Annotated in this window: 16 protein-coding genes; 10 read left to right on the top strand and 6 right to left on the bottom strand. The window is 68.8% G+C overall.

The window, feature by feature from the left end; genetic code table 11:
- Positions 1–114: 114 nt before the first annotated feature.
- Positions 115–738, top strand: a complete 624-nt coding sequence (locus ABFS34_13835; GenBank protein ID MEN8376522.1) for an HNH endonuclease — start codon at positions 115–117, stop codon at positions 736–738.
- Between the two features lie 83 nt (positions 739–821).
- On the top strand, positions 822–1226 hold the full coding sequence (locus ABFS34_13830; protein ID MEN8376521.1) for a hypothetical protein: 405 nt from the start codon (positions 822–824) through the stop codon (positions 1224–1226).
- A gap of 120 nt (positions 1227–1346) precedes the next feature.
- On the opposite strand, the gene ABFS34_13825 is transcribed toward ABFS34_13830, so the two are convergent.
- Entirely contained in the window at positions 1347–1760 is a 414-nt protein-coding gene (locus ABFS34_13825) for a response regulator (GenBank protein MEN8376520.1), read from the bottom strand.
- Positions 1761–1909: 149 nt separating this feature from the next.
- Here ABFS34_13825 and ABFS34_13820 point away from each other — a divergent pair, with 149 nt between their 5' ends.
- From ABFS34_13820 to ABFS34_13805, 4 genes are read left to right on the top strand one after another with little or no spacing between them, the layout of a single operon-like run.
- Entirely contained in the window at positions 1910–2383 is a 474-nt protein-coding gene (locus ABFS34_13820) for a 6-carboxytetrahydropterin synthase (GenBank protein MEN8376519.1), read from the top strand.
- Entirely contained in the window at positions 2373–2879 is a 507-nt protein-coding gene (locus ABFS34_13815) for a hypothetical protein (GenBank protein ID MEN8376518.1), read from the top strand. The genes ABFS34_13820 and ABFS34_13815 overlap by 11 nt, the downstream gene beginning before the upstream one ends.
- A gap of 45 nt (positions 2880–2924) precedes the next feature.
- Complete coding sequence (gene trpS / locus ABFS34_13810) at positions 2925–3944, top strand: tryptophan--tRNA ligase (protein MEN8376517.1); 1020 nt, start codon at positions 2925–2927, stop codon at positions 3942–3944.
- A 59-nt stretch (positions 3945–4003) separates the two neighbouring features.
- Positions 4004–4312 (top strand): hypothetical protein, encoded by a 309-nt coding sequence (locus ABFS34_13805; GenBank protein ID MEN8376516.1) that lies wholly within the window; start codon positions 4004–4006, stop codon positions 4310–4312.
- A gap of 19 nt (positions 4313–4331) precedes the next feature.
- Here ABFS34_13805 and ABFS34_13800 read toward each other — a convergent pair whose 3' ends face one another.
- The 5 genes from ABFS34_13800 to ABFS34_13780 all read right to left on the bottom strand — a co-directional run bounded on the left by ABFS34_13800 (position 4332) and on the right by ABFS34_13780 (position 7835).
- Positions 4332–5231, bottom strand: a complete 900-nt coding sequence (locus ABFS34_13800) for an MBL fold metallo-hydrolase (protein MEN8376515.1) — start codon at positions 5229–5231, stop codon at positions 4332–4334.
- A gap of 68 nt (positions 5232–5299) precedes the next feature.
- A complete protein-coding gene (locus tag ABFS34_13795) occupies positions 5300–5518 on the bottom strand; it encodes a hypothetical protein (protein ID MEN8376514.1) in 219 nt (72 codons plus the stop codon).
- A gap of 43 nt (positions 5519–5561) precedes the next feature.
- Entirely contained in the window at positions 5562–6539 is a 978-nt protein-coding gene (locus tag ABFS34_13790) for a uracil-DNA glycosylase family protein (GenBank protein ID MEN8376513.1), read from the bottom strand.
- 98 nt (positions 6540–6637) lie between these two features.
- The gene (locus ABFS34_13785; protein ID MEN8376512.1) at positions 6638–7072 is read right to left on the bottom strand and encodes a cupin domain-containing protein; all 435 of its coding nucleotides are present in this window, start codon (positions 7070–7072) and stop codon (positions 6638–6640) included.
- Positions 7073–7262: 190 nt separating this feature from the next.
- Complete coding sequence (locus ABFS34_13780; GenBank protein MEN8376511.1) at positions 7263–7835, bottom strand: hypothetical protein; 573 nt, start codon at positions 7833–7835, stop codon at positions 7263–7265.
- Positions 7836–8084: 249 nt separating this feature from the next.
- On the opposite strand from ABFS34_13780, the gene ABFS34_13775 reads away from it, so the two are divergent.
- The 4 genes from ABFS34_13775 to ABFS34_13760 are packed head-to-tail and all read left to right on the top strand — an operon-like array spanning position 8085 to position 11944.
- Positions 8085–9353, top strand: coding sequence for a dipeptidase (locus ABFS34_13775; GenBank protein MEN8376510.1), 1269 nt, complete (start codon positions 8085–8087; stop codon positions 9351–9353).
- 23 nt (positions 9354–9376) lie between these two features.
- Positions 9377–10048, top strand: a complete 672-nt coding sequence (locus ABFS34_13770) for a DUF429 domain-containing protein (GenBank protein ID MEN8376509.1) — start codon at positions 9377–9379, stop codon at positions 10046–10048.
- Positions 10042–10734 (top strand): uridine kinase, encoded by a 693-nt coding sequence (udk, locus tag ABFS34_13765; protein ID MEN8376508.1) that lies wholly within the window; start codon positions 10042–10044, stop codon positions 10732–10734. The genes ABFS34_13770 and udk overlap by 7 nt, the downstream gene beginning before the upstream one ends.
- Positions 10727–11944: a serine hydrolase gene (locus ABFS34_13760; GenBank protein MEN8376507.1), complete on the top strand. Its 1218-nt coding sequence runs from the start codon at positions 10727–10729 to the stop codon at positions 11942–11944. Before udk ends, ABFS34_13760 begins: the two co-directional genes overlap by 8 nt.
- Positions 11945–12018: the final 74 nt, after the last annotated feature.

The following is a 12018-nucleotide window of genomic DNA, read 5'->3' as shown; positions in this document are numbered from 1 at the left end:
TCCTTGCCGTAGCGACGGCTACGGCGCGTCGTTCCGCCTTGCCCCGCGGGCGCATCACGCGCCTCGGTGCACACGGGACTTCCGCGCCGGCACACTAGATGTGGGGAGACGCGAGTGGGTTGTCTTGCCCTGAACGCTTCGTACGAGCCCTTGACCATGCTGCCGCTGCGGCGTGCTCTGCGCCTCGTGCTGGATGAGAAGGCGGAGATCCTCGAAGCCGACGCCGCTCGAGTCTTTCGGTCCGAGCGGCGCAGGCTACCGTGTCCCCTCGTCATCCGGCTCGTGCGCTTCGTGCACGTTCCCAGACGGTTTCGCAGGCAGGTCACCAACACCTTCCTGTTCGCCAGGGATCGCTACCGCTGCCAGTACTGCGGGCGGCACCGCGCCGATTTGAAGGGTCGGCACTTCCTGACGCGGGATCACGTCCTGCCCCTGTCCCGCGGTGGTGACAACACCTGGGCGAACGTCGTGGCCGCGTGCTCGCCGTGCAACAATCGCAAGGGCAACCGCACTCCGAAGGAGGTTGGAATGCGGCTTCGCTCAGCTCCCCGCGAGCCCAACTACGTCGAACTCGTCTGGGCCGTGCGCCGCGTTACGCCCATACAGGCCAAGTGGATTCGGCTTTTCTACGGTGAGGACGTCCTGCGGGCGCTGTCCATGGGCGTCGACCCCCAGACGCTCGGCCTGGCCGCGCGAGCGGATCCAGGGGCCATCACGAAACCCTGGACACCCGTGTGACCCTGCTTTAGCGTTCTATTGGGACTTCCCGCTCTCCCCACTCGCGCTTCGGCGCGGGGTCCGCCAAGCCAAGGCTTGCGGTCATGAACAAGCGCTTGCTCCTCGCGGTCGGTCTCGACGCCGAGACCTACGCGACCCTTTCCGGCATTGTGAGCTACAGCGACTGGGGATTGCTGTCCGCTCCCGATGACTCCCACGCTCTACGTCTCGCCGCCAATCATCGGCCGGACCTCATCGTGACGTACTACAAGTCGAACACGCTTCCGGGCACGTCGTTGCCGGAGCAGCTGGCACGGGCCGGACTCACGACCGCGCCGGTCGTGGCGGTGATCGACCGGGCGCTCCCGAACGTGGTGTCCCGCGTCAGACGGATGGGGTGCCGGGCCTACGTCGTGCGCCCGGTCCGGTCGACGGCGCTGAAAGCTCTGGTGGAGCGGGTGGCTCCGGAAGGGCGCGAACGGACGTCGTTGCCGATCGTGCACTCATGACCCGCCCATAGGAAGGGAACCGCCTGCGGGGGGCGCGGATTCATGAGGTGAGCTCTCAACGAGCTGGGGTCATGGGGGTCGGGCCAATGGGCGGTCCGGCCCCCGTTTTTTGGTCCTTTTTCAGGCGCTGCCGGGTCCTTCAGCGGGCATGGCCACGCCACCATCCAGCCAGCGCTTCACCTTCCGGCACAGAGCACGAAAGTCGATGGGCTTGGGAACGAAATCGTCCGCGCCGGCCTCCAACGCGCGCACACGCGCTCCCTCCATCGCGGTGACCGCTATGATCGGCGTGGTGAGCGCGCGATCGCGCAGGGTCCGCGTGGCCGTGAACCCGTCCATCGACGGCATCATCATGTCCATGAGGATGATGTCGGGACGCTCGCTTTGCGCCTTCGCAACCGCCTGCAGTCCGTTTTCCGCCGTGATCACCTCGAAGCCCGCGGCCTCGAACATCAGCCGCAGGGCCTCCAAGCTGTCGCGATGGTCCTCCGCGACGAGGATTCGCCTGGGGCGGTGTTCGTGCTGATCGATCACCCTGTCACCGTTGGCCGGTTTCCGAGCGGCGCCCGAGCAATGCGGACAAAACTTCGCCCGATTGCCCCGCTTTGAGCGATGGTACTGACGCAAGAAATTGGCCATACCCCCCATGACTTCCGCCCTCGCCGGCCCTAGGTTTGGGCCCCATGGGACTCACATATCTGACCAGGCGGGTGCGTTTTTCGGCCGCACACCGCTACTACCGCCCCGATTGGGACGAACGGCGCAACCGCGAGGTGTTCGGCGCCTGCGCCAACCCGGTCGGCCACGGGCACAATTACACCCTGGACGTGACCATAGCGGGTTCCGTCGCAGATGAAACAGGCTTCGCCGCGGACCTGTTTGCGCTGGATCGACACCTCCAGAGCGTGGTCGGCCCGCTGGATCACCAGCACCTGAACCACGTCATCGACGACTTCGCCGAGGGGCGGGCGATTCCGAGCAGCGAGAACCTGGTGCGCTGGCTCTGGCCGCGGGTCGCCGGGGGCCTGGAAGGTGGCGTCCGGCTCCACCGCCTGAGGTTGAGCGAGGATCGGGACTTCTGGGTGGACTACTACGGAGGCGCCGCCGAGCCCGGCGGGCGGAGGGCGGCGGAGTCCGGTGGGTCCGATGGAGCCTGACCGGGTGGGTCCGATTCCCGTCCGGGAGCTGATGGGACACCTTTCCGGCGACGAGCGCGAGCCCGGGAGCGATCCGGCCGATGTCGGCGGCGAGGAGGACATAGTGTTCTCCGACGGAGCGACCACCTGGATCGCGCGCGAAACCGGTGAGGCGGCGTGGGGCGCTGATGTGGAAGGCATTCCGGCAGCCACGGCAATCCATTTCTTCCGGCGTGACGCGCCTCGGCGAGCGCTTCGTGAGGCGCTGCTCCCGAGGGGGCGGCTACCGCACCTTTTCCCGGCCGAGTTGCGCGATCTTCTGGCGGCGTCCGCGGAGGTGCCCCCGGAAGGCACGGTCATCCCGGCGCGGAGGGCACGGGGCGGCCGGAACAGGCGAGGCCGATCGGGAGCGTCCGGAAGCCGGTCGGGAGCGCCCGGAAACAAGTCCTTCCGTCGCGCGGGATCGCGCGGCTCGGGGACCCCGCGCAATGGAGGCGAGGGCAATGACGAGAAATGACGGCGTTCCCGGGGGCGGCTCGGAGGCTGGCGTGAGGAGGAGCAATTGAGCGGCGATGGTCGCAAGCGAGTGTTGACGGGAGACAGGCCGACCGGACGGCTACACCTGGGGCACTGGGTCGGGAGCGTGAAGAACCGCGTGCGTATGCAGGATGACTACGAGTGTTTCTTCATAATCGCGGACCTGCACACCCTCACCACCAGGCCCGAGAAGGAGGAGATCGCCAAAGTCCCGCACAATATCCGGGAGATGATGCTGGATTACCTGGCCCTCGGGATCGACCCGGAGAGGTCGCGTATCTTCATCCAATCGGCGATTCCGGAAACGGCGCAACTCGCGCTGATCTTCTCCATGCTGGTGACCCTGCCCCGGCTCGAGCGGCTGCCCAGCGTCAAGGACATGGCGGCGTCGGCCGAGCTCGACGTGCTGCCGTTCGGTCTGGTCGGCTATCCGGTGCTGCAGGCGGCCGACATCCTGTTACCCCGCGCCGACGTGGTCCCCGTGGGCAAGGACAACGCGGCCCACGTCGAGATCACCCGGGAGATCGCGCGCCGCTTCAACTACCTGTATGGGGAGGTGTTCGCGGAGCCCGAGTTGCTGCTCAGCGATGTGGCGACGCTGCCCGGCATCAACGGCAAGCAGAAGATGTCCAAGTCGCTCGGCAACGCCATTCTTATCTCCGACAGCGCCCAGGAAGTGGAGAAGCGCGTGCGGCGGATGTTCACGGACCCGAACCGGGTGCGCGCCGACGTTCCCGGCCGGGTGGAGGGTAACCCGGTCTTCATCTATCACGACGCCTTCAACCCGGACGTGGCCGAGGTGGACGATCTGAAGGCTCGCTATCGCGCGGGTACGGTGGGCGACGTGGAGGTCAAGACGAAGCTGGCCCGGGCGATCAACGACTTCCTGGACCCCGTGCGCGAGCGCCGGTCGGAATACGCCCAACGGCCCGGGCTGGTGGAGGCGATCCTCACCGAAGGCAACCGCGCCATGCGCGAAGTGGCGCGGGACACGATGGCTCGCGTGGAGGCCGCGATGGGCCTTACGTACTTCCGGGGAGACTGAGGCCGGCGGCAGCCGCAACCTCGATCCCCGCAACCGAACGCCACCCGACGGAGCTACCGATGAACGACCCAGACCTGCTGATACCCCTCGCCGCGATCATCTTCGGGAGCCTCATGTTCCTGATCCCCATAGCGGCGTTCTCGCTGCGGTTCGCGGCGAAACCTCTGGTGGAAGCAATGAAGAGCTGGCGCGAAGGGCAGGGAGGCGGAGAGCACGTGCAGATCGTCAAGGAGCGAGTGGCGTTCCTCGAGCAGCGCCTGGAGCTCATGGAGGACCACCTGGGACGGCTGGATGAAGCGCACGACTTCGACAAGCGCCTGCAGCGGGGGCAGCCCGCCCCCGCCGTGATCGAGGCCATCGACGACTGAGCGCCCTGCGCCTGGTACACTAGCGCGTCAGGCTCGAGTAGATCGTCCGAATGAACATCTCGGGGCCGATGGAGCTGGTGCCCCAGGTCCCGTCCCATTCCGCCGAGGGTGCCGCCGCCACGACTTCGTCCTCCGACTTCCCTTCACCGATCAGCACCGCGACCCGGTCGCGAACGGTCGCGAGCAGGTCCCGGTACTGCTCCAGATCCTCGCGGCTGGAAAGCGGCCCGTGCCCCGGTATGATCCGGGTCGCGTCGTCGGCCAGCTCCAGGCCGACGTCGGCGGCGCCGATTACGCCATCGATCGAGCCGCCGCTGGACAGGTCGATGAAGGGGTAGCGCCCGGAAAAGTACGTGTCTCCCATGTGCAGAACGTTCGCGTTCCTCATGAACACGATCGCGTCCCCGTCGGTGTGCGCGTTGGGCACGTGCACCGCCTCGATGTCGTCGCCGTTGAGGTGAAACGCGATATCGGTCGTGAAAGTCACGACCGGAAGGGCGTCGGGCGGTGAGGCTTCCACGGTACGGTTGAAGGCCTCGAGAAACTGCTCGACGCTCATGCGTTCGCGCACGTTGCTGTGAGCCACGATCAGCGCGCCGGCCTGGCCGAAGTTCTCATTGCCGCCGGTGTGATCTCCGTGCCAGTGGGTATTGAACACGAACTCCACGTCGCCGTGGCCGAGCGTCCTTATGGCCGCGGAGATCCGCTCGGTGAGCGGCGCGAATTGGTCGTCCACGATGAAGACCGCGTCGTCTCCCGCCGCCACCCCGATGTTGCCGCCTCGGCCCGTGAGCATCCAGACCCCGTCTGCCAAGGGCGAGATGTCGATCTGAACATCCTGCTCCTGGGCCGACGCCAGGCCCGGCGTCAGGGCGAGGGTTACGGCCAGAAGGCGGGTGGGGTTGATGATACGTAGCATGGACCGATCTCCCGATTCGTTCCGCGATCGTACGGCCGTTGGGGCGCGTCCACGCCCCCGGCCGGAGGTTATCCGGCTCTCAGCGCGTGCTCGGTGCGACCGTCGACCACCGCGCCGGAGATGCACTCCGGACGGAAGCACAGATCGCGTCCGCGCTCGTCCTCGAACCACAGCGGCTTGCCTTCACGCATCCTATACAGAATGCGCCTCTGAAGCGCCAGCGGCGCCTGCTTCCAGCGAGCGCGAAAGACGATTTCGCCGTCGTCGGTGGAAAGCCGCACGAGCACCGTCGGGATCCCGCGGGTTCGAGGCCGGGGGGCGTATCCCACCCTACAAGCCCTTCTCGCGCCAGAGGCGGATGAGCTCGGCGTGGCGCGGACCGACGCGCTCCCGCCATTCGAGGGTGCCGTAGACTCCCGGAGCGGGCGTCTTCTCGACGCGGTCGCGGGCCGGCGAGAGAGAGCCCGGCAACGGCCTCCCCAGGGCGCCCCGAAGCGCCCGTAGAGTCTGGACCATGCGGCGGTGAAACCCGGTGTCCGCGCCCGCGTGCGGACTCATGTTCTGGGCGCTCGGGTGCATGAGCCAGAGGAGGCGAGGGGGCGGGCCGGGCCAAGTCCCACGCCAGTCGGCCAGGAAACCCGGATCGACACCCGGCAGCGCGTCGCCCACCGGCCAGTCGGTCGCGAATCCGCGCTCGAGCCCGGCCCGTCGCAGCCGCTCCAGGCTCGGCAGGAGCACGGTCTCACCAGCGGCCCCAGGGGGCGCGACAGCCGCCACGCAGGCGCGCATGGCCACGTTCCCCAGGGCGATCACGAGGGCGGCGCCGCTGGCCAGGATCGTGTCCCGCAGGACGGCCACGCTGTTCGAGTAGTCTCCGACCGGGCGGGAGAGTTCGGCGGCGCTGGGCTCGCCTCCGCCTCTATCCGGCAACTGATTCAGCGCGGCCGCGATGAACGTGCGGTCGCGGTCCAGCCCGACGGCGTCCAGGAGCAGGTCGAGGTTGGCCCCCGCGATATCGCCGCCGAACGGTATGCGCGTTCCGTGCGCTCCCATGTCGCCCGCGCCCCGCCCGCCCGCGTTGCCGGGCGCCGCGCCTATCCACAGCACGGACACCGGCGTCCACGGACCGTTCCGCCGGGACCAGACCACCGGAGACAACGCCGCCCCGGTCCGGTCCACGCACGGCCGGCTCAGCCATTCGTCGTCCAGGCACGCCGCGTGACCGGCGTGCAGGCGACGAAAGACGGCTCTGTAGCGAGCCTCTGCTTCGGTCGCGGGCGAAATCGACAGGGACTGAGCGGCGATCATGACGGGAAGGTAGGAGAGCCTGGAAGTCGGTGTCCAGCTTCGAGCGTGACGCGCGGGGCCTGGCGCGCGCGGAAGGGGCCGCGAAGCCGGCGCCTCCGTCAGCCGCCGCCGACGAACGTGGTGGTAAGCGGACCTTCGCCGTAGAAGAGGACGACGGTCCTCCCCCGTGCGCCCTCGTAGTGCACCGCCTCCGCGGGAACCGTGGTGGCGCCGCCGGCCGCGAGCTCGCGCGCGCCCTCGGGGTCGCCGCTGGGACCCGACCCGATCAGGAGCACCCCGGAGAGAACGACGATGTGCTTGTCCCGCGGGTGCCAGTGCGGCGCGATCCATTGGCCTTCGTCGAGGCGCGCGAGAAGCCCGTAGCTGCCGCCCTCGTCACGCGTGGATCCCGCCACCAAGGCGAAAGCCATCCCCGACGCGGTTTCGCGCCACGCGATGGAGTCGGTCGGGATGAGATCCAGCGGGGGCGGCGCGTCCTGCGCCCGCAGAGCGGCCGGAGCGGCGAGCGCCGCCGCGAACATCAGGGAGGCCACTGCGCCCGCCATCCGTGCGGCCAACCTAGAGTACCGTAACGGAAGTTTCGATGGCATTCAGCGTGCGCTGCATCCCGCGAGCGCATCGTTGCCGCTTCCCACCGTAGCTACGGCTACGCTTCGTCGCGGCGCCTTGCTTCGCGGGCGCTTCGCGCGCTTCGGTGCTCACCCAACTTCCGTTACGGTACACCTAGAGGCTCCGCAGGAGGTCGTCGATGGCCTTCTGATCCGCGTCCCGAGCCTGACCGGCCAACAGATTCTCGAGCATCTCTCGGGCGTCGCCGGCGACGTCGGAGTGGTGCCGGTCCGCCGAGCTTCGGACGACGTTGCCGATGGGGAGCAACGCCACGTGAGCCTTGTCTCCGCCCTCGCCTCCGTAGGGTGATCCGTCGTCCTGCTCCCAGGGCGGAGCCGGCACGCTGTCCTCGAACGAGGCCGACGGCACGCTGTTGCGCCAGGGCTCCTCGGCGCCTTCGTCGTCCGCGCCGTCCTCGCCCTGTCCCTGCACCGGCAGGACCAGGCAGACGCGCGCGTCGATGTTGCCGTCCTCGTCTTCGCTGGCGGCCAGCGCGACGGGAACCGGGGTGCGGAGTAGCTTGTCGATCGCCTCGAGGCCCTCCCGCGAAACGACGCCGCGGGCGATTACGTTGCCTCGGAAATAGTACGCCAGCCCGATCCCGTCGTCCGGCACTGTGTGATGATCCATGCGCCGGGCTTCGATCGTAAGCGGCTGCGGGTACGTGACGACGATCAGTTCGTCCAACCGATTCCTCCTCCCCAGAGCCGGGTCGGGTTGCGCCGGTCCCTTCGCGCGGGGAAGGACCCGGGTTTGCACCACTCGACCGCCAGGTTCAATGATACCCCACCGGACAGGTGCGTTCCGCGCGCCCCATGTCCGCACACGACCGCCCGAATCGGCGATGAGCTTCGCCCATTCGGCCCCCGACTTGGACTGAAATCAAAGGCCTGAAGACCGATGGCCCCGACCAGAAACGCGCGCCGAGGTGTCCCGGTGACGACCCCCGCGGCGGCTGTGCTGATGGCTTTCTTCCTGGCGGTCGCGCCGCGCTCGGCGTCCGCCCAGCAGTGGCCGGAGCCCGACCCGGCGCTGCTCGCGAGCGCACGAGCGATCCTGGCCGACGCGCCCGTTATCGACGGCCACAACGATCTTCCATCGCAGATTCTGGAAAACGCGGGTGGGGATCCCATGCGTTTCGATCTGCGGGGTTCGGTGGACCGCTTCCACACCGACTTCGTCAGGCTGCGAGCGGGGGGCGTGGGCGCACAGTTCTGGTCGGCGTACGTGTCCGTCGACTACATGCCGGGCGGCGCGCTCCGGCGCGCGCTGGAGCAGATCGACGCCGTGCACAGGCTAGCCGACGCGTATCCGGATGTACTCGAGATGGCGTACTCGGCGGCGGACATAGAACGGATCCAGGCCGCGGGACGGGTGGGCTCGCTGATCGGCGTGGAGGGAGGACACGCGATCGAGGGTTCGCTCGCGGCCCTCAGGGTCTTCCACGACGTGGGCGTGCGCTACATGACGCTGACGCACTCGCGCACCCACGACTGGGCGGACGCCTCCACCGACGCCGCGCAGCACCGGGGGCTTACGGAGTTCGGCGAAGAGGTCGTTCGGGAGATGAACCGACTGGGGATCTTCGTCGACATCTCTCACGTGAGCCGGGAGTCGATGCTGGACGCGCTGCGGGTGTCGCGCGCCCCGGTGATCTTCTCGCATTCGTCCGCGCGCGCCCTGAACCCCCACCCGCGCAACGTGCCGGACGACGTGCTGCGGCTACTCGCCCGGAACGGCGGCGTCGTGATGGCTACCTTCGTTCCGCCTTTCGTGGCGCCCGCAGCCGGCGCTTGGACGGCGGCGCGCGACTCGGCCCGCGAAGACCTGTCGGCCCGGCTGGATGACACGGATGCGATCGCCGAAGAAATGGCAGCGTGGTCCGTCGAGAACCCGCCGCCCAGGGGCACGCTAGCGGACATGGCCGACCACATGGAGCACATGATGCGGGTCGCGGGCGTGGACCACGTGGGCATCGGCTCCGACTTCGACGGCATCTCGTCGACCATCGTGGGGCTGGAGGACGTGAGCCGCTTCCCGTACCTCTTCGCCGAGCTCCTCCGGCGCGGGCACTCGGAGGACGACCTGCGCAAGGTCGCCGGGCTGAACCTCCTGCGCGCCATGCGCGGGATGGAGGGAGCGGCCGCTCGCCTTCAGGCGGAGGAAGCGCCGCGCGTGCTGGAATCTGGCAGGGTTCCGGAATGACCCGGCAGGAGCGAGGCGACACGATGTCGATCGAATACGCGGGCGTGGACATCGCCGGCGCCACCAACACCTGGCTCTGTCGGCTCGTGGACGCCGAGGGCTGGCCGGAGTTGGTCGAGCCGCCGCGGACGATGAGCCTTCGGGAGATCGTGGACTACGTCGGCTCCGAGTCGGTGGTCTCCGTGGCGATCGACGCGCCCCTGACGTGGGCGCTCGACGAAGACCGGGGCTTGAGGGGAAGCGACGAGGCGCTCCGGAGGATGCTGCCGTCGGGGTCGAGGGACTGGGTCGTGTCGCAGAACTCCCTGAAGGCCATCCCGGCGCGCGGGCGGCAGTTGACCGAGTATCTCGGGGGGGTGGTCGGGACGATCCTGGAGACCCATCCCCGCTCGTGCATCTATTTCGCGCTCAGGGAGAGCCTCGAGTTGATCCACGGCTACGGCCGAGGCAAGGGCGCTCGGGAGGCCGCGCGGCCGATATGGGATGCGTGGGTCCGCCGGTTCTCGATTCGCGGCGGCGGCGCCGTCGAGGAGGTGGAGGAGGGGACGGTAGACGCCCTGGTGTGTGCGACCATCGCCTTTCTCTACCACCGGGCGCCCGGCATGCTGCGTCGCCTCACGAGCCCGGCGCCGGACCTGCGGGGTCGCGGTCCGTTCGTGGTGCTGGACGACGCCTTTCGGGGCTTGCCGTGGTAGAGACGGGCAGGCCCGTGTTCATCGGCGTGGCCGGTGGATCCGGGTCCGGCAAGAGCACCGTCGTCCGGCGCATCGTGGAGGGATTGGCCGTGCCGAGGGTGGCGGTCATTCACCACGACGCTTACTACCGCGACCTGGGCGACCTGCCGCTGGAGGACCGCGCGAAGATCAACTACGACCACCCCGATTCGCTGGAAACGGAGCTGCTGGTCCGCCACCTGGAGGAGATGCGCGAGGGACACCCGGTCGAGGTGCCGATCTACGACTTCGCGGACCATCAGAGGCTGGAGGAGACCCGCACGGTCAGGCCCGGAAGAGTTCTGATCGTGGACGGAATCCTGATCCTCGCCGTGCCCTCCCTGCGGGCGTTGATGGACATCAAGGTGTTCGTCGACACCGACCCGGACGTCAGGCTCATGCGGCGGCTCAGGAGGGACATCGAAGAGCGCGACAGGGCCGTCGAGTCGGTGCTCCGTCAGTTCGCTCTCACGGTGCGGCCCATGCACCTGGAGTTCGTCGAGCCGAGCAAGCGCTGGGCGGACATCATAGTCCCCGGTGGCGGATACAACGACGTCGCGGTCGACATGCTCGTCACCAAGGCGCGCTCGATCCTGGGCCCCGACGGCGCGAGCGCTCGGCACGTCCCCGCGCCCGAAGACCTCGGCCAGGGGCCGGGCGGTGGCTAGGCGCGTCGCGAGCACCGGGCGTATCCTCGCCCCGGCCGCCCTCTTCCTTTTCGTGGCCGCGGGCTGCGCGCGGCAGGCGCAGGTGGCCCCCGCAACGACCGCCGCCGGTGCGCCCGCCACCGGTGAACTCGGCGCCGTCTACGTCCCGCCCCCCGGACGCTGGGAGAGGCGTGATCCCCAGGCTCTCGGCGTGGACCCCGGTCGCCTCGCGGAGGCCGTCCGGATCGCCGAGCGGGGCGAAGCCGATGCCATGCCCCGCGACCTGGAGGCCGCGCTCACCGCGCGCCTGGGCCAGGACCCGTACGGTGAGATCGTGGGTCCGATGCGCCCTCGCGGACCGGCCGCGGGGCTGATCGTCAAGGATGGCTACATCGTCGCGGAGTGGGGCGATGCTCGGCGCGTAGACATGACCTTCAGCGTGACCAAGAGCTACCTGGCGACGCTCGCCGGTGTGGCGCTGGACCGGGGCCTGCTCCGGGGCCTCGACGAGCGGATCGGCGCCTCGGTGGTGCCCGAACGGTTCGCCTCCGAGCAGAACTCGCCGATCACCTGGCGCATGCTCTTGCAGCAGCGCAGCGAGTGGGAAGGCGAGTTGTGGGGCAAGCCCGACGTCGCGGACCGCAGGGCGGGGCGTGACCGTGCCCTACGCGAGCCCGGGTCGTTCTGGGAGTACAACGACGTGCGCGTGAACCTGGCCGCGTTGGCACTGCTGCACGTCTGGCAGCGTCCACTGCCCGAGGTGCTGCGCGAACGGGTAATGGATCCCATCGGGGCGTCTCCCACCTGGCAGTGGCACGGCTATCGAACGTCCTGGACGGAAGTGGCCGGGCGTCGAGTGCAGTCCGTCAGCGGCGGCGGGCACTGGGGGGGCGGCCTGTGGATATCGGCGCGTGACCACGCGCGCTTCGGACTCCTGCACCTGCGGCGAGGGCTGTGGGGGGAGCGCCGCGTGCTTTCCAGGGCGTGGATCGACGCGGCCACCACGCCGACCGCCATCCGCCCGGTGTACGGCATGATGTGGTGGCTGAATACAGACCGGGGCCTCTATCCGAGCGCTCCCGAGTCCAGCTTCTTCGCTTTGGGCGGGGGCGACAACGTGATCTGGGTGGACCCGGACCACCGACTGGTAGCCGTGCTACGCTGGATCGGCCGGAGTCAGACCGACGCGTTCATCGAACGGGTGGTGGCGGCGGTGGAGCGAGACTCCTAGTGGCCAGCCCACTAGCAGGTCGCTGAAAAAGGGTGGCGAGCCGCGTTGGGAGCGCCACGGGGTCGGCTGCAAGG

It is taken from the genome of Gemmatimonadota bacterium, from assembly GCA_039715185.1.
Taxonomy (GTDB): Bacteria; Gemmatimonadota; Gemmatimonadetes; order Longimicrobiales; family RSA9; genus DATHRK01.
The sequence above is the reverse complement of the archived record's forward strand: the minus strand, read 5'-3'. Positions and strand labels throughout refer to the sequence as shown.